We start from the raw sequence: 20,591 nt of genomic DNA on the forward strand, positions 1-20,591 counted from the left end.
TTGACCATGAAAGGATAACGGATTCGCGCCAGTGTCCTAAATCCGAAGTTCGCTCCTGCATCAGCTTGCCACGCGGGGGCGCAACCCTATAATCCGGCCTCTTTTTCCGTCCTTTTTGAAGATTCCGAATGACCGCCCCTGTTGCCATTATCATGGGAAGCCAGTCCGACTGGGAGACCATGCGCCATGCCGCCGAGACCCTGACCGCGCTCGGCATCCCGCACGAGGCCCGGATCGTGTCCGCCCACCGCACACCCGAACGGCTCTATGCCTTCGCCAAGGGCGCCAAGGCGGCCGGCTTCAAGGTGGTGATCGCGGGTGCTGGCGGCGCGGCCCATCTGCCCGGCATGGCGGCCTCGCTCACGGAACTTCCGGTGTTCGGAGTTCCGGTGGAATCCAAGGCGCTGTCGGGCGTCGATTCCCTTTATTCCATTGTGCAAATGCCCGCCGGGATTCCGGTCGGCACCTTGGCGATCGGAAAGGCCGGCGCTATCAATGCCGCGCTGCTCGCGGCCAGCGTGCTGGCGCTGAACGATGCCGGTCTTGCGACCCGGCTTGCGGCATGGCGCAAGCAACAGACCGACGCCGTGCGCGAGCGCCCAGAGGAAGAGAATAAGTGACATCTGCAAATCGTGTGACGCTGAAACCCGGCGACACCATCGGCATCCTTGGCGGCGGACAGTTGGGCAGGATGCTCGCGCTTGCGGCTGCGCGCCTCGGCCTGAAGACCCAGGTGTTTTCGCCGGATCCGGATTCGCCCGCCTTCGACGTGGTGCAGAACGCGACATGCGCGGAATATGCCGATGTCGAGGCGCTGGAGCTGTTTGCGTCGGACGTGTCGGTCATCAGCTACGAATTCGAGAACATTCCCTCATCCACGGCAATGATCCTCTCGGCACGTCGTCCGGTACTGCCCGACCCGAAGGTGCTGGAGACGACGCAGGACCGGCTCGCGGAGAAGGACTTCGTGACCAAACTCGGCATCGCCACCGCGCGCTATGCCGACGTGTCGTCCGCACAGGGCCTGAAGGTTGCGATTGAAAAGATCGGCCTGCCCGCCGTGCTCAAGACCCGGCGCTTCGGCTACGACGGCAAGGGACAGGCCGTGGTGCGCGAAGGCGACGATCCGGACAAAGTCTGGGCCGACCTCGAAACCCGCTCCGCAATCCTCGAGGCTTTCGTGCCGTTCGAGCGCGAAGTCTCCGTGGTCGCAGCGCGCAGCGCCAGCGGCGAAGTGGTGTGCTACGACGTCACCGAGAACGAGCACCGCGACCACATCCTGAAGTTTTCCCATGCGCCCGCGCGCATTTCCGATGAGCTTGCGGCACAGGCCCGCACCATTGCAGAGAAGATCGCCGCCGCGCTCGACTATGTCGGCGTGTTCGCCGTGGAAATGTTCGTGGTTCCGGGTAAGGATGGCCCGAGCCTGATGGTGAACGAGATCGCGCCGCGCGTGCACAACTCCGGCCACTGGACGCTCGATGGTGCTTCGGTCTCGCAGTTCGAGCAGCACATCCGCGCCATTGCCGGATGGCCGCTGGCGCATCCGGTGCGCCATGGCGACGTTACCATGACCAACCTGATCGGCGACGACATTCTCGATTACGGCAAATGGCTCGGCGTGCCCGGCGCGACGGTGCACATCTATGGCAAGGGCGCGCCGCGCCCGGGCCGCAAGATGGGTCATGTGACCGAAGTGAAGAGGCGCTAGTCACCTCCGTCATTGCGAGGAGCGAAAGCGACGAAGCAATCCAACTTGCTTGAAGGGTGGATTGCTTCGCTTCGCTCGCAATGACGATGGGCGGGTCTATCCGTTACTTTCCGGCGACGATGCCTTCCGGCTCATCACTCAACCAGCGATAGACCACGCCGCCGATGACGCCGCCGATCAGCGGCGCAACCCAGAACAGCCACAGTTGCTGAATGGCCCAGCCGCCGACGAACAGCGCGGGACCGGTGCTGCGCGCCGGATTCACCGAGGTGTTGGTGACGGGAATGCTGACCAGATGGATCAGCACCAGCGCGAGGCCGATGGCGAGCGGCGCGAACCCGGCAGGCGCCTTGCCGTGGGTCGCGCCCATGATGATGAACAGGAATACCGCCGTCATGGTCACTTCCACGACGAACCCGGACATCAGGCTGTACTTGCCGGGCGAGTGATCGCCATAGCCGTTGGACGCGAAGCCGCCCGCGAGATCGAAACCGGCCTTGCCGCTGGCGATGACATAAAGCAGTGCCGCCGCGGCCACCGCGCCGACCACCTGGGCGATGATGTAAGGAACGATCTGGCTCGCCGGGAATCGCCCGCCTGCGGCCAGGCCCACGGTCACCGCCGGATTGAGATGGCAACCGGAGATGTGCCCGATGGCATAGGCCATGGTGACGACGCTCAGGCCGAAGGCGAAGGAGACCCCGAGCAGCCCGATTCCGACCTGCGGAAACGCGGCGGCGATGACCGCGCTGCCGCAGCCGGCGAATGTCAGCCAGAACGTGCCGATGGCCTCGGCGGCATATTTCTTCGCGCTCATGTTGATTCTCCCCTGATCGTGCCGCAGGACTATCCGGCGGCGGGGACCGCAGGAACCCGGTATCCCGGGGCACTTCAGCCCCGCCGAATCGCGGCCCGGCGCCCCGATTCTGCCCGAAAATCGATCCTTTCGGCCGCTGAAAAAGCCGGGTCCACAGGTGGACATTCCCGGTTTGATCTGGTACATCCGCGCCTTCGATGGGAAGGACGTGGCCTTTGCCGGTCCTTCGTCGTCTCCAGAATTTCCTGATTGAAACCAAAGAGGATGCCGCGTGCAGGTTCTCGTCCGCGATAACAATGTCGACCAGGCTCTCAAGGCGCTGAAGAAGAAGATGCAGCGCGAGGGCATTTTCCGCGAGATGAAGCTCCGCGGTCATTACGAAAAGCCGTCCGAGAAGAAGGCCCGCGAAAAGGCGGAAGCCGTTCGCCGCGCCCGCAAGCTCGCGCGCAAGAAGCTGCAGCGCGAAGGCCTGCTGCCGATGAAGCCGAAGCCGGTGTTTGGCGCAGGTCCCGGTGCGGATCGTGGTGCTGGCGGCCGTGGCGGCGCAGGCGCACCGCGTGGACCGCGCTAACCGCTTCTGACGATTTTGAATATGAAAACGCGGGCCTTTCGGTCCGCGTTTTTGTTTGAGTCTGCTCAGGATGAGACGAGGCTCAAACGAACTTGGCTCAGACGTTCAGATTCACCCACACCGCCTTCGGCTCGGTGAAATTCGCCAGCGCCTCGGTGCCATGCTCGCGGCCGAAACCGGAATCACCAGCACCTCCCCATGGCAAGCGCACGTCGGTGTAGCCATAGGTGTTGATCCAGACCGTGCCCGCCCTCGCCTTCTTGGCGAAACGCTGCGTCCGCCCGATATCGCGGCTCCATACGCCCGCCGCCAGGCTGAACGCCGTGCCGTTGGCGATGCGGATCGCGTCGGCCTCATCCTTGAACCTGATGACGCTGACCACCGGGCCAAAGATTTCTTCCTGCGAAATCCGCATCTCGTGCTTCACATTCGCGAACACCGCCGGGCTGATGTAATAGCCGCGGTCGCCGACATGCCGGCCGCCGGTGACGAGGGTCGCACCTTCCTTCTGACCGATGTCGACATAATCAAGGATCGAGTTCATCTGCTTTTCGGAGATCACGGGCCCCAGCGCTGTGGTCTTGTCGGCGGTGTCACCGATGCGCAGCGCCTCGGCACGCGCCGTCAGCCGCGCCACCACTTCGTCATAGACGCTTTCCTGCGCCAGCACGCGCGAGCCCGCCGAACAGACCTGCCCGGCATTGAAGAAGATGCCTGCGGCAGCAGCTTTCGTGGCCGCATCGAGATCGGCGTCGTCGTAGATCACATTGGCCGACTTGCCGCCGAGCTCGAGCGAGACGCGCTTGAAGTTGCCCGCAGCGCCTTTGAGAATTCCACGGCCGACACCGGGTGAACCGGTAAAGGTCACCTTGTCGACGCCCGGATGATTGACCAGCGCGTCACCGACCACACGGCCGGGACCGGGCACAATGTTGAGCACGCCCGGTGGCAAGCCTGCTTCCAGCGCGAGTTCGCCGAGGCGCAGCGCCGAGAGTGACGTGAGTTCGGCGGGTTTCATCACAATGGTGCAGCCGCAGGCCAGCGCAGGCGCCAGCTTCCACATGCCGATCATCAGCGGGAAATTCCACGGCACGATCACCGCGACCACGCCCACCGGCTCACGCACGGTGTAGGTGAGTGCATCGCTGCGTGTCGGTACGGTGTCGCCGTGAATCTTGTCGGCCCATCCGGCGTAATAGGTCAGCGTGTCGATAGCGGCGGGAAGATCCTGCCGCAGCACAGCGGCGATCGGCTTGCCGGCATCGCGGCTTTCCAGTTCGGCGATTTCGGCACCGTGCTTTTTCAGAAGCTCTGCGAAGCGAAACAGGATCTGGCCGCGTTCGGCCGGACGCATGGTGCTCCACACGCCTTCAAAGGCGCGGCGGGCCGCGGCCACCGCACGCTCGACATCGGCCTCGCCGCCCTCGGAGATGGTGGCGATGACCTCGCCGGTCGCTGGATTGAGGGTGTTGAAGGTCTTGCCCGAAACCGACTCGACATGCTGGCCGTCGATCAGGAGTTGCCTGCGCAGAACAACCGGATGGGGGGCATCGAGGGCATTGTCATATGCAATAGACATCATATTCCTCCTGTTGTTTCCGCCAGTTTGTGTATTAGAAATGCCAGAGTAAATATGATATGATGTGCCAATGCTTCACGATGATATGAAATTAATTTCATAAGGTCGTCACCATGCTGCAGATCGAGATCGAACCTGTCTGGCGCTTCCACAAGGAGGGCAGCACCCAAACCGTGGCGGTGATGCTCGGCGTGCTCAACGACATCCGCACATCAGGCAAACTCACCAGCGCCGCCGACCACGCCGGCCTGTCCTATCGCCATGTCTGGAATCTGGTCGAACAGTGGTCAGATTTCTTCGGCGTGCCGCTGGTGGAAACCCATCGCGGCAAGGGCACCACGCTGACGGCATTCGGCGAGAAACTGGTCTGGGCCGGACAGCGCATGCAGGCGCGCCTCGGACCGCAACTCGAAAATCTTGCGCAGGAACTGGCGACCGAGATCAAGCCGTTCCTGCATCAACGCCCGAGTGTCATTCGGGTTCATGCCAGTCATGGTTTCGCAGTCTCGAAACTGCGCGAACTGCTCGACAAGGAACCCGGCATCGGCGTCGACCTGCGCTATGTCAGCAACCAGAATTCACTGGTGTCGCTGGCGCAGGGCGCCTGCGACCTGTCCGGCGTCCACATCCCGCGCGGCGAATTGCGCGCCCAGAGCGTCAAGGCCTGCCGGGACTGGCTCGATCCGCGCGAGGATCGCGTGATCAGCTTCGTGACCCGCGAGATGGGCCTGATGGTGAAGAAGGGCAATCCGCTGAAGATCGGATCGCTGAAAGACCTCGTCACCACCAGGGCACGCTTCGTCAACCGCGACCACGATTCCGGAACGCGGATGCTGTTCGATCAGTTGCTGGCGCAGCACAAGATCGGCGAGGCGAAGATCAACGGCGCGCAGCAGATGGAATTTACCCATGCTGCCGTCGCCGCCTATGTCGCCAGCGGCATGGCGGACGCGGCGTTCGGCGTCGAGGCCGCCGCGCGGCAATTCGGGCTGGATTTCGTGCGCCTGCTGACGGAGGACTATTTCTTCGTCTGCCGCAGGGCGTTTCTGGACACGGAGCCGATGCAGCGCGTGCTCGATGTGATGAAAGGCGATGCCTTTCACGACGCCGTCGCACAATTGCCCGGCTACATCGCCCAGCAGCCCGGCACGGTCAGCACCGTGAAGGAGTTTCTGGATATTGTGGAAGGCGCGGCGCAGAGCGATGGCGCGGCAGCAAAGGTCCGCGCTCGCAAGACATAGCCGGTCCGGCGGCTAGTTGGACGACTCGGGCACCACCGCGTGAAACACCGACCGGGCGGCCGAAACCACGTCCTCGGTGACGGACCTGCGCTGCTTCGCACTCAGATCGACGGGCCGCGTGGGAATGTCTGCCGGCGGCGTCAGCCGCAACGAGTCATCACGAGAATCCGCTGAATCGATCGGACGGGGAAACGGCGCGGGCGACGCGGCAACAGATTCGCTCGGCGGCGGCGCGACATTGACCGCAGGCGGCAACGGCTGGACCGCAGGCTGCTGCGCTGCAGGTGCGTAAACCACAGCGTTGACCCTCGCCCGCTCCTGACCCTGCGCAACGTCCGCTGCGCGCGGCTGCTCGGCGGGCTGCGGACTGGCCTTGCGCAAGCGCTCGATGGCAGCGCGGGCCAGATCGCTGGCGTCGCGCTTTTCGGCAGCCGGTTTCTCGGCGGCCGCCTTCTCGCTGGCAGCCTTCTCGGCGGCGAGCTTTTCAGCGGCCTTCTCCGCAGCTCTCTTCGCATTCTCGGCCCGGTCTGCAGCAGCACGTTCCGCTGCGGCCTTTTCAGCCGCGAGCTTTTCCGCCTTCAGCCGCGCGGCTTCGGCTTTCGCCGCGGCGGCGGGCCGGTCGCCGGCCTCGTCGGCTTTCAGGGTCTGGGGAGCATCCTTCGCGGTGACGGCCGGCGCTGCGACAGCCGCCTTCGGCTTGTCGGCTTCCGACTTGGCGTTGATGTAGTGGGTGACGATATAGGCCCCGACCACCGTCGCCACGATCGACGGAATGACTTCCAGAAAGTACTTCGTGAACAGCTTCTTGATCATCTGAATTCCCCGCGCCCCGTTGGATGCGGGAACTTTTGGGCCGATTGAGGGATCAACTGCGACGGATCGGTGGCAAATAGGTAGAATCCGCCGGGTCACGGCTTTGTCAGCCGCATTAACCTCTCGGCCGGGCGTCTGCCAGCAATCGCTCCGACGCTAGAACGGCCGCGGAAGGCCCGCGTTTCGCACAGCGGTTCGGGTCCTGCGCCAGTGCATGGCCGGGCTGATATGGACGAACGCGCCGCCGCAGCGTAGCAAATATCGGGGCTCCGGCGGACAAGGCGCGGGGTCCTTCTCCATGACAGCAAAGCCTTTTCGGAGTTCACGACCTTGACCGAATATCAGCCCGCAGCCTCCATCGACGCCGTCGAACAGGGACTGGCCTCGGCGGGCTACATTTCCAACCGGCAGATTTCGACCGCGGTCTATCTGTCGGAGAAGATCGAAAAGCCGATCCTGGTCGAAGGGCCTGCCGGCGTCGGCAAGACCGAACTTGCCAAGGCGATCGCCGCCTGGCGCGGCCTCAAGCTGATCCGCCTGCAGTGCTATGAGGGCCTCGATGAGGCCAAGGCACTGTATGAGTGGAAATACGCCAAGCAATTGCTCTACACGCAGATCCTGAAGGATAAGCTCGGCGAAGTGCTGGGCGAGGCGGAAACGCTCCCGGCCGCGCTGAAAAAGCTGCACGATTTCGGCGACGTGTTCTTTTCCAAGGAGTTCGTCGAGCCGCGCCCGCTGCTGCAGGCGCTCGAACAGCCGAAAGGCTGCGTGCTGCTGGTGGACGAAATCGACAAGTCGGACGCCGAATTCGAATCACTGCTGCTGGAAATCCTCTCCGACTTCCAGGTCACGATCCCTGAACTCGGCACCATCTCGGCGATTGCGCCGCCGACGGTGATCCTGACCTCCAACAGCGAACGCGACCTCGGCGACGCGCTCAAGCGCCGCTGCCTGCATCTGCATATCGGCTTCCCCGAACAGCGGCTGGAAGAGCGCATTGTCGAAAGCCGCGTACCCGGCATTTCGCAGACGCTGCGGCGGCAGATCGTCAGCTTCATCAACGATGTCCGCACGCTGGACCTGAAGAAGCTGCCGTCGGTGTCGGAAGCGATCGACTGGGCGCGCGTGCTGGTGCTGTTGCAAGCGAGCGAACTCGATCACGAGATGGTCAAGGACACGCTCAACGTGCTGCTGAAGTACGAAGCCGATATCGAAACCACCCTGCCGCAGGTCTCCGCCTTCATCGGCAAGAGCCGGCGCGAGAATGTTTTCGGTTAGGCGATGAGAGAAAACCTGCATCGTTTCTTTCGGGCGGCCCGCGGGGCCGGGGTGCGGATTTCACCCTCCGAAAGCATTGATGCGATGCGCGCCGTGTCCGAGATCGGCTTTGCCGACCGCGAGATATTGCGCGACACCTTTCTGCTGACGCTGGCCAAGAATTCCGATGACAAGCGGGCGCTCGGCGAATGCTTCGACCTGTTCTTCAAGCCGCCGGAAATTTCGGCGCCTCCGGCACAGGACAACGACAACGAAGCCGGCGAATCCGGCGAGACGCAGGACGGGCAGGCTCCCGCCGGCGGTGCCGCGTCCGCACCCTCCTCCGGCCTCAGCCCGATGAGCCAGATGCTGCTGTCGCAGGATCAGAACGGCATCGCGGCGGCCATCGCCAATGCGGCGAGCGCCGCCGAACTGACCGAGATCCGCTACTTCACCCAGCGCGGCATTTTTTCCAGCCGCATTCTTAACGAACTCGGCATCGCGCAATTGCGCGACGATCTCGATGCGCTGAACGCAGCCAATCCGGCGGAGGCAGACCGGCTTGCCGCGGGAATCGAAGCGCTGCGCGAGAATGTGCGCGAGACGGTTTCGCAGGCCTTGCTGCTTTACGGCCGCGAGGAAAGCGAGAACCTGCGCAACGACATCCTGCGCAACGCGCCGATGTCGCAGCTCGACCAGAGGCAGGTTCAGCAGATGCGCGTGCTGATCCGCCAGATCGCGCGCCGCCTGCGCGAGCGCTACAGCAAGCCGCGCAAGCGCCAGCGCCGCGGGCATCTCGACGTGCGCCGCACGATCCGGCGCAATGCCGCATGGGGCGGCGTTCCGTTCCTCACCACCTGGAAGCGCCGCCACCGCGACAAGCCGAAGATCATCGCCATCTGCGACGTCTCGGGATCGGTGGCGCGGGTCTCGGACTTTTTCCTGCTGCTGATCTACAGCCTGCACGAGGTCGTGTCCGACGTGCGCTCCTTCGCGTTCTCCAGTCACCTGATCGAGGTCAGCGACATTCTCGAAAACGAGGACGCTGACAAGGCGATGAAGGAGATCATGACGCAGGTCGGCTTCGGCTCGTCGGATTACGGCAAGTCGTTTGAGGATTTCGAGAAGCTCGCGCTCCGCGCGGTGACGCCGCAGACCACGGTGATCGTGCTTGGCGACGCGCGAACCAACAATCTCGATCCCCGCGCCGACATTCTCAAGCGCGTCTCCGAGCGCTGCAAGCGGCTGGTCTGGCTCAATCCGGAAGGCCGCATGGTGTGGGGCTGGGGCGACTCGCAGATGCCACGCTATGCGACCTTCTGCAGCGTGGTGCGCCAGTGCGCCACCGCGAAGCAACTGGAGCGCGCGATCACCGATATCGTCGCGTCATACCAATAATTTTTTACGGCACCAGTACGAAGAACAGATACACCGCGAAAATCAGCATGTGCACAAAGCCGAACAAAACGTTCGTGCGTCCCGTGCCGAAGGTCATCATGCTGACCAGCAGCGTCATCGCAAGCAGCACCATGTCGCGAGGATCAAGCCCCAGGACAAGGGTTTCCTTGAGCGCATAGGCGGCAACGGCGACCACAGGCACCGTCAGGCCGATGGTTGCGAGCGAGGAGCCAAGCGCGAGGTTGATGCTCTTCTGAAGGTCGTTGTTACGCGCCGCGGCCAGCGCGGCAACGCTTTCCGGCATCAGTATCAGGAGCGCGACCACTACGCCGGCAAAGGCGGGAGGGGCACCGATAGCGGCAGCGCCTGCGTCCACGACCAGCGAGAATTTCTTCGCCAGCAGCACCACGGCAACCAGCGAGACCAGCAGCAGCATCGTGCTCATGACCATCATGCGATTGGACGCGACGGCGTGATCGCCGCTGGCCGTGTCGTTGTCCACGATGAAATAGTCCCGATGCAGAACGGTCTGCGTGTAAACGAAGACGCCGTAGAGCAGCAGCGTCGCGACCCCGATGAAAATGAGCTGACTGGCGGCGAACACCGGGCCGGGCACGGTCGATGTGTAGTTCGGCAAGACCAGCGTAATGGTCGAGATCACGATCAGGACACAGAGATAGACCTTGACGCCGGTAACCTGGAATTCCTGCTCCCGGAAGCGCACGCCGCCGGCCAGAATAGCCCAGCCGATCAGGCCGTTGCAGACGATCATGACGACCGCGAAGACGGTGTCGCGGGCCAGAGTCGGCGCAGCCTTGTCGCCGAACATGATGCTTGCGATCATCGCGACCTCGATGATCGTCACCGAAAGGGTCAGAACCAGCGTTCCATAGGGCTCGCCCACCCTGTGAGCGATCACCTCGGCATGATGGACCGCCGCAAACACCGTTCCGAACAGAATGACGAGCAGCACGGCCGCGAAGGCATAGCCGCCTGCGGAATGGGTAAACCCGATGCCGGGGAGCAATGTGGACGCAAAAAGCAGAACGGCCAGCAAGGGGAAAACCCAGGCTGATCGCGGCATCTGTGTGTGTGCATTCATGGAGCCGATATTACCGGCCCAATGAAAAAAGCCTAGTCAGGCTCCAGAAGATTTGCGCCGTCAGGCGAGATACCGTAACCAAAAAGAACTGTTTTGAGGAAGGAAACAAAAAAATGTTCTCTCACGTCATGATCGGGACCAACGATCTCGACAAAGCGAAGGTCTTTTATGACACGCTTCTGGGCACGCTCGGAGTCCCGCCCGGGATGGTCGACCGGCACAGGGTTTTCTACCGCACCAAGACCGGGACCTTTGCAGTCTCGAAGCCGATCGACGGCAAGGTGGCCACACATGCCAACGGAGGCACCATCGGATTTGTTGCAACCTCGCCGGAGGCGGCGGACGCCTGGCATGCCGCCGGCATCGCCGGCGGCGGCACGACATGCGAGGACCCGCCCGGTATCCGGGGAATGGGGGACCTGAGAATGTACATCGCGTATCTGCGCGATCCGGACGGAAACAAGCTCTGCGCCATCTACCGGTTGCCGAAAGAAGCGTAAAAAAAAAGAGGCCGTGCTGGGCACGGCCTCTTTGCTTTTCTGACGATGTCGAAAATGTCCTACATCGCCTTGACGATGTTTTCGGTAACCTTCTTGGCGTCGCCGAGCAGCATCATGGTGTTGTCGCGATAGAACAGCGGGTTGTCGACGCCGGCATAGCCGGAGGCGAGCGACCGCTTCACGAACATCACGGTGCCGGCTTTCCAGACCTGCAGCACGGGCATGCCATAGATCGGCGACTTGGGATCTTCTTCCGCCGCCGGGTTGGTCACGTCGTTGGCGCCGATCACGAAGGCCACGTCTGCCTGCGCGAATTCCGAGTTGATGTCCTCCAGTTCGAACACCTCATCGTAAGGCACGTTGGCTTCGGCGAGCAGCACGTTCATGTGGCCGGGCATGCGGCCCGCCACCGGATGAATCGCGTACTTCACCTCGACGCCTTCCTTCTTCAGCGTGTCGGCCATTTCGCGAAGGGCATGCTGCGCCTGCGCCACCGCCATGCCGTAGCCCGGCACGATGATGACCTTCTGCGCGTTCTTCATGATGAAGGCCGCATCGTCCGCAGAGCCGAGTTTCACCGGTTTCACTTCGCCGGTGCCGGCCGCGGCAGGGCCGCCGCTGTCGCCGCCAAAGCCGCCGAGGATGACCGAGATGAAGGAGCGGTTCATCGCATGGCACATGATGTAGGACAGGATCGCGCCCGACGAGCCCACCAGCGCGCCGGTGATGATCAGCGCCGAGTTGCCGAGCGTGAAACCGATGCCCGCCGCCGCCCAGCCCGAGTAGGAGTTCAGCATCGAAATCACGACCGGCATGTCCGCGCCGCCGATCGGAATGATCAGCAACGCGCCGAGCACCAGCGCAATAATCGTGATCATCCAGAAGTCGAACGAACTCTGCGAGACCACGAGGCCGTAGATGAAGAACACCAGCGCGAGGCCGAGCACGATGTTGATGATGTGACGCGCCGGCAGGATGATCGGCGCACCGCTCATGCGGCCCGACAGCTTGAGGAACGCAATCACCGAGCCGGTGAAGGTCAGCGCGCCGATGGCGACGCCGAGCGACATTTCGACAAGGCTGGAGGCGTGGATGCTGCCGCGGGTGCCGATGTCGAACGCGGCGGGCGCATAGAAGGCGCCGGCCGCGACCAGCACCGCCGCCATGCCGACCAGCGAGTGGAAGGCTGCGACCAGTTCCGGCATCGAGGTCATCGGCACCTTGCGGGCGATGACGGCGCCGATGCCGCCGCCGATGGCAATGCCGCCGATCACGAGAATCCAGCCGAGCGTGTCGGCTGGCGGATGCGCCGCCAGCGTAGTGGCGATGGCGATGGTCATGCCGATCATGCCGAAGAAGTTGCCCTGGCGGGAAGACGCCGGGCTCGACAGGCCGCGCAGCGAGAGGATGAAGAGGACGCCTGCGACCAGATAGAGCAGCGCCGAAAGGTTCGCGTTCATGTGCCCCGCCCCGTCACTTCTGCTTCTTCTTGTACATCGCCAGCATCCGCTGGGTGACAAGGAAGCCGCCAAAGATGTTGATGCACGCAAAGATCAGCGCGACGAAGCCGAACGCCCGAGCCCAGAGCGGCCCCTGATCGTTGCCCACCAGCGCGACGCCGGTGGCCAGCAGCGCGCCGACCACGATCACCGACGAGATCGCGTTGGTGACCGACATCAGCGGCGTATGCAGCGCGGGCGTGACCGACCACACCACGAAATAGCCCACGAACACCGCGAGCACGAAAATCGACAACCGGAAGACAAACGGGTCGACAGCCTCAATCCCATGCATGTCGGCTCTCCTTATGCTTTCGGCTGGAAGTTCGGATGGATGACAGCGCCGTCTTTGGTCAGCGCGGTGGCCTTCACCAGTTCGTCGTCCCACTTCACCGCGAGCGACTTGGCGGCCTTGTCGTACAGCGTCTCGATGAACGAGAGCAGGTTGCGGGCATAAAGGCTCGAGGCCGAGGCCGCGACCTTGCCGGCAAGATTCGGAAAGCCGACGATTTTGACGCCGTTGACCTCGACGAGCTCGCCGCTCTTGACGCCCTCGACGTTGCCGCCGCGCTCGACCGCGAGATCGACCAGCACGGAGCCGGGCTTCATCGAGGCGACCATGTCGGCCGAGACCAGCTTCGGCGCGGGGCGGCCCGGGATCAGCGCCGTGGTGATGACGATGTCCTGCTTCTTGATGTGTTCCGCCGTGAGCGCGGCCTGCTTGGCCTGATACTCTTTCGACATTTCCTTGGCATAACCACCGGCGGTCTGCGCGTTCTTGAACTCCTCGTCCTCAACTGCGAGGAATTTGGCGCCGAGCGATTCCACCTGCTCCTTGGTGGCCGGACGCACGTCGGTGGCGGTCACCACGGCGCCGAGACGGCGCGCGGTTGCAATGGCCTGAAGGCCGGCAACGCCGACGCCCATCACGAAGACCTTGGCCGCGGGCACGGTGCCTGCCGCGGTCATCATCATCGGGAAAGCGCGGCCGAAGGCTTCCGCGGATTCGATCACGGCGCGGTAACCTGCGAGGTTGGCCTGAGAGGACAGCACGTCCATCACCTGCGCGCGGGTGATGCGCGGCATCAGTTCCATGGCGAAGGCAGAAACGCCGGCATCGGCCAGCGCCTTGAGAGCGGCTTCATTGCCGTAAGGGTCCATGATCGCGATGACCAGCGCACCCTTCTTGTACTTCGCGGCTTCCGAAACCTCGGGGCGCTTCACCTTGATGACAATGTCGGCATCCTTCACCGCGTCGGCGCTGACCACAGCGCCTGCAGCTTCATAGTCCGCATCGAGCATGCCGGACTTGAGGCCCGCGCCCGGCTCGATCGCAATGTCGATCCCGAGTGCCTTGAACTTCTTCACCGTGTCTGGCGTCGCCGCAACACGCGGCTCCGATCCGTCCACTTCCTTCGCTATCGCAATCTTCATGACGCCTCCCGCAGCCGTACGGCCACGCATGACTTAATCACCGGTCACGTTGCCGGTCCAACCGGATTTTCGATTAGGTGAGAAAGATCGCCATCAGGGCGACGATGGCGATGACGGCGAGCGTGCCGTACTTCGTCAGCGCGAGGAAACCCTCGTAGGTCTGCTCGTGGGCCGGATAGTCCATTCCGTCCGCCTGCGTGTAGGCAACTTCGCTATGGTTCGCCATTGATCCCCTCCAGCACCATATAAAAAGGTAGCGCGAGTTAGCCCAATTGCGGCCCAAGGGCAACGTCACGGCTCCCCGATACCGCCGATTAAAACCACCGGCATGGAAGTCATGCAATGGTTTCGCGTGCGTTTTCCGCAATGCGGAATTAGGCAACCGTTTAAAACTGCCCCTATCCCATCGCCTCCAGTTCGGCGATCAGGCTCTCGATCACCGACAGGCCGCCGTCCCAGAACGCAGGGTCCTTCGCATCCAGTCCGAAGGGTTTGAGCAGTTCGGAATAATGTTTGGTGCCGCCAGCGGAGAGCATGTCGAGATAGCGGTCGGCAAATCCCTCCGATGCGTTCTCGTAGACCGCATACAGCGAATTCACCAGGCAGTCGCCGAAGGCATAGGCATAAACGTAGAACGGCGAATGGATGAAGTGCGGGATGTACATCCAGTAGGTTTCATAGCCCGGCTTGATCTCGATCGCGGGCCCGAGGCTTTCACGCTGCACACTGAGCCAGATTTCGCCGATCCGCTGCGCGGTCAGTTCGCCGTTGCGCCGCTCGGTATGGACCGCGCGCTCGAACGAGTAGAACGCGATCTGGCGCACCACCGTATTGATCATGTCCTCGACCTTGCCCGCGAGCAGCGCCTGACGCTCCTTGGCGTTTTTGGTTTGCGCCAGAAGCCGTTTGAAGGTCAGCATCTCGCCGAACACGCTGGCGGTTTCCGCCAGCGTCAGCGGCGTCGGCGCCATCAGCGCGCCCTGCTTTGCCGCGAGCACCTGATGCACGCCATGACCAAGTTCGTGCGCGAGCGTCATGACATCACGCGGCTTGCCCTGATAATTCATCAGCACATAGGGATGGGCCGACGGCGTGGTCGGATGGGAGAACGCGCCCGGCGCCTTGCCGGGACGTACCGGCGCGTCGATCCAGCGATCCGTAAAGAACCGCTCGGCAATGCTCGCCATCTGCGGCGAGAAATCGCCATAGGCTTTCAGGATCGTGCTCCTGGCGTCGCCCCATTCGATCTGGCTCTTGGCCGCGAACGGCAGCGGCGCGTTACGGTCCCAGAACGGCAGCGACTTCTTTTTGAACCAGCGCGCCTTCATTTTGTAATAGCGATGGGACAGACGCGGGTAAGCCGCACGCACCGACGCCACCAGCGCATCGACAACTTCGCGCTCGACACGGTTGTTGAGATGGCGCGAGTCGGCGATGTCCTGGAAACCGCGCCAGCGGTCGGAAATTTCCTTGTCCTTGGCCAGTGTGTTGGTGATCAGCGCGAAGGTGCGCTCATTGGCCTTGAAGGTTTTCGCCAGCGCCTGCGCCGCGGCCTTGCGCTTCGAAGGCGTGCGGTCCTGCAGCAGCGTCAGGGTCGGCTCGATGGCGAGTTCCTTGCCCCCGACCTTGAAGCGCAGCGCTGAAATGGTCTGATCGAACTGCCTGTTCCACGCGCCGTAGGCCGTTTGCGACTTTTCATGGAACAATTGCTCGACGCGATCCTCGAGCTGGTAGGGCTTATCCTTGCGCAGGTCCTCGATCCACGGCCGGTAATGACCGAGCGATGGCACGGCCATGGCGCGCTCGATCACGGCATCGTCGACTCGGTTGAGTTCGAGCGCAAAGAACAGCAGATGCGTCGAGGCAGCGGTGATCCGCTCGGACACGTCGCCATAGAATTTCGAGATTGCCGGATCGACGGTGTTGCCTGCATGGGCGAGCCCGGCAAAGGATGCGAGCCGCCCGGCGAGATCGTCAATCGCTTCATAACTTCTGATAGCTTCCGCCAGCCATTCGCCGCCATCGGATTGCACAACCCGTTCGGCAATCTTGCCCTTGTAGGCATTCTCGAAGGCGATGCAGTCGGCGTCGAGCTTGTCGAGATCGCGCGCCACCTCCGGGGCATCGATCGCCGGATAGAGATCGGCGAGATTCCACTCGGGCAGCTTGCCGGCCTTCGGCGCAGCCTTTTTGGCGGAGGCCTTCGCCTTGGCCGCAGATGTGGGTTTTGCCGGAGATTTGCGGAGAGCCGAGGTGCGCGAAGCCATATTTCAATCCGTGATGTTCAAGATCGTACAGGACGCGTGACGATTACAGTGGGTGTGGACAAAGCCAAATCTTAAGAGGTCGTTAATCTGCGTCGGCCAGAGTGCCCCGATTCGAGACATGTTGTTGAGATAGTCCAGAGTTGCGGGGAATGCCATGGTTGCGACCATTCTGATTGCCGATGACGACGCCGTTCAGCGCCGCCTCGTCGAGAACATGGTGCAACGCTGCGGTTACGCCGCCGTGACGGTCGACAGCGGCGATGCCGCCCTTGCCCATCTGATTGATCCCGATACCGCCCCCGTCGATGCCCTGGTGCTGGATCTCGTGATGCCGGGCCTCGACGGTATGGGCGTGCTGGCCAAGATCCGCGATCTCGGCCTCGATCTTCCGGTGATCGTGCAGACCGCCCATGGCGGAATCGACAATGTGGTGTCCGCGATGCGGGCCGGCGCGCATGATTTCGTGGTCAAGCCGGTCGGCATCGAACGGCTTCAGGTCTCATTGCGTAACGCGCTCAACGCCAGCGCGCTGAAGGGCGAGTTGCAGCGCATCCGCCATCGCCGGGAAGGCAAGCTGACCTTCGCCGACATCGTCACCCGCTCGGAGACGATGAACCACGTTATCGCGATGGGCAGGAAAGCCAGCGGGTCCACGATTCCGGTGCTGATCGAAGGCGAATCCGGCGTCGGCAAAGAACTGATCGCCCGCGCCATCCATGGCTCCAGCGAGCGCAGCGCAAAGCCGTTTGTCACGGTCAATTGCGGCGCGATTCCCGACAATCTGGTGGAGTCCATCCTGTTCGGCCATGAGAAGGGCGCGTTCACCGGCGCGACCGAACGCCACGCCGGCAAATTCGTTGAGGCCAATGGCGGCACGCTGTTTCTCGACGAGATCAGCGAATTGCCGCTCGCAGCCCAGGTGAAGCTGCTGCGCGCCCTGCAGCAGGGCGAGGTCGAAGCCGTCGGCGGCCGCAAGCCGGTCAAGGTCGATGTCCGCATTGTATCCGCGACCAACCGCAACCTGCTCAATCAGGTGAAAGCCGGCGCCTTCCGCGAGGATTTGTTCTACCGGCTCCATGTGCTGCCGCTGACGATTCCGCCCCTGCGCACAAGGCGCGAGGACATCCCGCATCTGGTCCGGCATTTCATGGCGCGCATCGCCGCCGAGGAAAATCGGCCCGTTACCAGTGTCAGCGGCGATGCCATGGCGCTGCTGGGACAACTGCCCTGGCCGGGCAATGTCCGCCAGCTTGAGAATGCGGTGTATCGCGCCGTGGTCATGAGCGACGGCGGCCAGCTCGGGCCGAATGATTTTCCGCAAGCCGGTCTTGGGGCGTCTGTCCCTGATACCGGCGCGGAGCCGATCATCCTCGACAGCCCGCCCTCATCCCCGGCAGACACGGTTTCAGGTATTGAAATACCGATTGCGCCGGCAGCGCCGCAGACGCTCCCGGTCTCGTCCTACGGCACCCTGATCATGGTTGGCGACACAGGCGATATGCGCACGCTCGAGGAGATGGAAGCGGAAATCATCCGCTTCGCCATCACCCACTACCGCGGCCAGATGTCCGAAGTCGCACGCCGGCTCAAGATCGGCCGCTCAACGCTCTACCGGAAACTGGACGAGGCGGCGGCCTCCGAACCGGAACCCAACGATCCCGCACGCTGACGACGCGAATCAAAGTCCAGCATGGAACGAATGCACGGCTTTTTCGCTTCTGTTCTTGAACCGTTGCGGTCCGGTGACAGACAGAGGAAAAGAACGCGGCAATGCGCGCAAGCCGTTGCAAGGCATGCCGAATTGAAGTCACTTCGGTGCGATGACTTCGAGTTGATCCGGCGCTGTCTGGCCGCATCAAGCTCGTGCGTGTAGCGTCTCGCCGCGTTTTGAATGCGAGATTGCGTAAGCAACATCCGATCAAGCCGACGCTTTTTGTCGGGCGGTGACGGAAACCATCATGAACTGTTCCATGCCGGGGCAGGACCACCCGATGCGGGTGTGAAATTGGGGTGCGAGAATGCGTGACTATTCGACCGGCCACCGCAAGAGCCCGATTGGCATCAACCCAATTGGCTTCGACCGGATTTTGATGGCCGTTGCCGCGACGTTCCTCTCCGTTGCAGCGACCAATGCCAACGCGCAATCCCCCGCGAAGAGCCCGGCTGATCTCGCGATTGACGCCGCCATCCCGCTCCCTGAACCGGCCAACGTCCCGCCGCCGACAGTCAAAGACTTCAAACCCGATCCGGTAAAGCCGGAGACCGCCGCGGCAGCGCCTGCGAAGAAGGACGATGCTGCATCTCCCGTGACCACCGCGACCGTGCCTCCGGCAGCGACCGCGCCGACTGCCGCACCCGCCGCTGCGGCGGCCGAGCCGGCCAAGACCGATCCCAACAAGACCGACCCTGCGAACGCCGCTCCGGCCGTGGCCGCGGCCGACCAGCCGGTTGCCGACAAGCTGCGCGACCTGATCGCGAGCAAGGCGTCACGCTATTTCGACCGCAAGAACGAACGCACCGCCGTCGAGAATTTCTACAAGGATCGCAACTACGCGCCGCTCTGGAGTACCAATGGCGCCGCGACCGAGCGCGCCAAAAGCGTGATCGCGCGCCTCAAGGATGCGGGCAGCGAAGGCCTGAACCCTGCCGACTATCCGGCGCCGGATTTCGCCGCAGCGACGACGCCGGATGCGCAGGCGGAAGCCGAACTGCGTCTCACCGAAAGCATGATGGACTACGCCCGCCATGCACAGAGCGGCCGCATGCACTGGTCGCGTGTGAGCGCGGACATTTCCTATCCCGAGCATCCGGTCGATCCGGTCGAAGTGCTGATCAACGTCTCGACCGCGCGCGATGCGTCCGCGGCACTTGAGGGCTACAACCCGTCCCACAAGGGCTACAAGGGTTTGAAGGCCAAGCTCGCCGAACTGCGCGGCGTGACCGAGGACACTTCCAAGCATATCGCCGAAGGCGAGACGCTGAAGTTCGTGAAGCCCACCAAAAAGAACCCGCACCCGGTCGCGATGGAAGACGAGCGCGTCCCGGCACTGCGCGCCAAGCTCCAACTCGCGGACAATGCCGACGACAAGCACTACGATGCGAATGTCGCGAACGCGGTCCGCAAATTCCAGGCCAGCAACGATCTGAAGGCGACCGGCGTGCTGGACAACGCCACGGTGCGCGCGATCAACGGCCCGAAGAACGATCGCAAGATCGACATCGTGCGCGCCAACATGGAGCGCTGGCGCTGGCTGCCGCGCGAGCTCGGCGCCAAGTCACTCGGCGACGCCTATGTGATCCTCAACATTCCGGACTACACGCTCAAGCTGATGCAGGGCGACAAGCAGGTCTGGACCACGCGCGTCGTGGTCGGCAAGCCCGGCAAACACGCGACGCCGGAACTGACCGAGACGATGAAGTTCATCACCGTCAACCCGACCTGGAACGTGCCGCCGTCGATCATCTACAACGAATATCTGCCGGCGCTGGCGCAGGATCCGACCGTGCTCGACCGTATGGGCCTGAAGCTCGCACGCGCGCCGGACGGCAGCGTGCGCATCTCGCAGCCGCCGGGCGAGGCCAATGCGCTCGGCCGCATCCGCTTCAACTTCCCGAACAAGTTCCTGGTCTATCAGCACGACACGCCGGACAAGCACCTGTTCGCCAAGGAAGAGCGCGCCTTCAGCCATGGCTGCATGCGCGTGCAGTATCCGGATCAATATGCGGCGAACCTTCTCAGCATCGCACTGCCGAAGGAGGGCTACACGCCAGAGAAGATCAAGGCGATGTACGGCCGCAACGAAATCAACATCAATTTCCCGACCCCGATCCCGGTCAACATCACCTATCAGACCGCGTTCGTGGACAGCGCCGGCAAGCTGGAATTCCGCAAGGACATTTACGGCCGCGATGCCAAGGTGATCTCGATGCTCAAGGGCGGCGAAGGCCGCGACATCGAAATGGCCGTGTCGCACGCCCAGCCGAACTACGTCCGTCCGACCAATGTGCGGGTTCCCGGCGACAGCTTCGCCAGCAACTCCGGCCCGAGCTTCTTCGAGCGGCTGTTCGGACCGCCGACCCCGCCGCCGGCCCCGGTCCGTCAGCGCCGGGTGGTTCGCTAAGGACAGCGTAACCCGCTTGAGTAGTTGGGTTTTTTAGAATCAGAGGGCTCCGCCGGCGGCGGGACCCTTTTCGTTAACCATTCTCCCCAAAGCATTGTCGCCCGGGGCTGCCCACCGGCCCTTTTTTGCCATACTCCGGGCGGCATACTTCACCCTTCACGAGCCTGTGACAGACTTTGCGATAGACTCGGGCCGGGCTCGGACTGCTAGACTTCAAGCTGGTAAAGACTTGGGAACACTTACAAACACGGCGCGGGGATTGGTAAATATCGCTTAACCCC

At 62.9% G+C, this 20,591-nt stretch carries 18 protein-coding genes; 9 read left to right on the forward strand and 9 right to left on the reverse strand.

What is annotated here, in order from left to right:
* Positions 1-128: 128 nt before the first annotated feature.
* Together purE and HMPREF9696_RS12320 are read left to right on the forward strand one after the other, a co-directional pair.
* Entirely contained in the window at positions 129-620 is a 492-nt protein-coding gene (purE, locus tag HMPREF9696_RS12315; RefSeq protein ID WP_002713345.1) for a 5-(carboxyamino)imidazole ribonucleotide mutase, read from the forward strand.
* Complete coding sequence (locus tag HMPREF9696_RS12320; protein ID WP_002713346.1) at positions 617-1,711, forward strand: 5-(carboxyamino)imidazole ribonucleotide synthase; 1,095 nt, start codon at positions 617-619, stop codon at positions 1,709-1,711. Before purE ends, HMPREF9696_RS12320 begins: the two co-directional genes overlap by 4 nt.
* Positions 1,712-1,814: 103 nt before the next feature.
* Here HMPREF9696_RS12320 and aqpZ read toward each other — a convergent pair whose 3' ends face one another.
* Positions 1,815-2,528: an aquaporin Z gene (gene aqpZ / locus HMPREF9696_RS12325; RefSeq protein WP_002713347.1), complete on the reverse strand. Its 714-nt coding sequence runs from the start codon at positions 2,526-2,528 to the stop codon at positions 1,815-1,817.
* Between the two features lie 271 nt (positions 2,529-2,799).
* Between aqpZ and rpsU the strand changes: the two genes are divergently transcribed.
* On the forward strand, positions 2,800-3,099 hold the full coding sequence (gene rpsU, locus HMPREF9696_RS12330) for a 30S ribosomal protein S21 (RefSeq protein ID WP_002713348.1): 300 nt from the start codon (positions 2,800-2,802) through the stop codon (positions 3,097-3,099).
* Positions 3,100-3,196: 97 nt separating this feature from the next.
* Here rpsU and HMPREF9696_RS12335 read toward each other — a convergent pair whose 3' ends face one another.
* Positions 3,197-4,678, reverse strand: a complete 1,482-nt coding sequence (locus HMPREF9696_RS12335; RefSeq protein ID WP_002713349.1) for an aldehyde dehydrogenase family protein — start codon at positions 4,676-4,678, stop codon at positions 3,197-3,199.
* A 113-nt stretch (positions 4,679-4,791) separates the two neighbouring features.
* Between HMPREF9696_RS12335 and HMPREF9696_RS12340 the strand changes: the two genes are divergently transcribed.
* Entirely contained in the window at positions 4,792-5,919 is a 1,128-nt protein-coding gene (locus HMPREF9696_RS12340) for a substrate-binding domain-containing protein (protein WP_002713350.1), read from the forward strand.
* Positions 5,920-5,931: 12 nt separating this feature from the next.
* Here the strand turns inward: HMPREF9696_RS12340 and HMPREF9696_RS12345 are convergent, their stop codons facing one another.
* The gene (locus HMPREF9696_RS12345) at positions 5,932-6,732 is read right to left on the reverse strand and encodes a hypothetical protein (protein WP_002713351.1); all 801 of its coding nucleotides are present in this window, start codon (positions 6,730-6,732) and stop codon (positions 5,932-5,934) included.
* 330 nt (positions 6,733-7,062) lie between these two features.
* Between HMPREF9696_RS12345 and HMPREF9696_RS12350 the strand changes: the two genes are divergently transcribed.
* Complete coding sequence (locus HMPREF9696_RS12350) at positions 7,063-8,010, forward strand: AAA family ATPase (RefSeq protein ID WP_002713352.1); 948 nt, start codon at positions 7,063-7,065, stop codon at positions 8,008-8,010.
* Between the two features lie 3 nt (positions 8,011-8,013).
* On the forward strand, positions 8,014-9,387 hold the full coding sequence (locus HMPREF9696_RS12355; RefSeq protein WP_002713353.1) for a vWA domain-containing protein: 1,374 nt from the start codon (positions 8,014-8,016) through the stop codon (positions 9,385-9,387).
* A gap of 4 nt (positions 9,388-9,391) precedes the next feature.
* Here HMPREF9696_RS12355 and HMPREF9696_RS12360 read toward each other — a convergent pair whose 3' ends face one another.
* Positions 9,392-10,489: a calcium:cation antiporter gene (locus tag HMPREF9696_RS12360; protein ID WP_002713354.1), complete on the reverse strand. Its 1,098-nt coding sequence runs from the start codon at positions 10,487-10,489 to the stop codon at positions 9,392-9,394.
* A gap of 113 nt (positions 10,490-10,602) precedes the next feature.
* Here HMPREF9696_RS12360 and HMPREF9696_RS12365 point away from each other — a divergent pair, with 113 nt between their 5' ends.
* Positions 10,603-10,989: a VOC family protein gene (locus HMPREF9696_RS12365; RefSeq protein WP_002713355.1), complete on the forward strand. Its 387-nt coding sequence runs from the start codon at positions 10,603-10,605 to the stop codon at positions 10,987-10,989.
* Positions 10,990-11,048: 59 nt separating this feature from the next.
* Here the strand turns inward: HMPREF9696_RS12365 and HMPREF9696_RS12370 are convergent, their stop codons facing one another.
* The 5 genes from HMPREF9696_RS12370 to HMPREF9696_RS12390 form a co-directional block, all read right to left on the reverse strand.
* Positions 11,049-12,449 carry an NAD(P)(+) transhydrogenase (Re/Si-specific) subunit beta gene (locus tag HMPREF9696_RS12370; protein ID WP_002713356.1) on the reverse strand — a complete coding sequence of 467 codons (1,401 nt, stop codon included), beginning with the start codon at positions 12,447-12,449 and terminating at the stop codon, positions 11,049-11,051.
* Positions 12,450-12,462: 13 nt separating this feature from the next.
* Entirely contained in the window at positions 12,463-12,783 is a 321-nt protein-coding gene (locus HMPREF9696_RS12375) for a proton-translocating transhydrogenase family protein (RefSeq protein WP_002713357.1), read from the reverse strand.
* Positions 12,784-12,794: 11 nt separating this feature from the next.
* Complete coding sequence (locus HMPREF9696_RS12380) at positions 12,795-13,922, reverse strand: Re/Si-specific NAD(P)(+) transhydrogenase subunit alpha (protein WP_002713358.1); 1,128 nt, start codon at positions 13,920-13,922, stop codon at positions 12,795-12,797.
* Between the two features lie 73 nt (positions 13,923-13,995).
* Positions 13,996-14,148: an aa3-type cytochrome c oxidase subunit IV gene (locus tag HMPREF9696_RS12385; RefSeq protein WP_002713359.1), complete on the reverse strand. Its 153-nt coding sequence runs from the start codon at positions 14,146-14,148 to the stop codon at positions 13,996-13,998.
* A 172-nt stretch (positions 14,149-14,320) separates the two neighbouring features.
* Positions 14,321-16,189: a M3 family oligoendopeptidase gene (locus HMPREF9696_RS12390; protein ID WP_002713360.1), complete on the reverse strand. Its 1,869-nt coding sequence runs from the start codon at positions 16,187-16,189 to the stop codon at positions 14,321-14,323.
* Between the two features lie 154 nt (positions 16,190-16,343).
* Here HMPREF9696_RS12390 and HMPREF9696_RS12395 point away from each other — a divergent pair, with 154 nt between their 5' ends.
* Both HMPREF9696_RS12395 and HMPREF9696_RS12400 read left to right on the forward strand, forming a co-directional pair.
* Positions 16,344-17,858, forward strand: coding sequence for a sigma-54-dependent transcriptional regulator (locus tag HMPREF9696_RS12395; protein ID WP_002713361.1), 1,515 nt, complete (start codon positions 16,344-16,346; stop codon positions 17,856-17,858).
* A 349-nt stretch (positions 17,859-18,207) separates the two neighbouring features.
* A complete protein-coding gene (locus HMPREF9696_RS12400) occupies positions 18,208-20,310 on the forward strand; it encodes a L,D-transpeptidase family protein (protein WP_002713362.1) in 2,103 nt (700 codons plus the stop codon).
* Positions 20,311-20,591 lie beyond the last annotated feature (281 nt).

It is taken from the genome of Afipia clevelandensis ATCC 49720 (genome assembly GCF_000336555.1).
Classification (GTDB): domain Bacteria; phylum Pseudomonadota; class Alphaproteobacteria; order Rhizobiales; family Xanthobacteraceae; genus Afipia; species Afipia clevelandensis.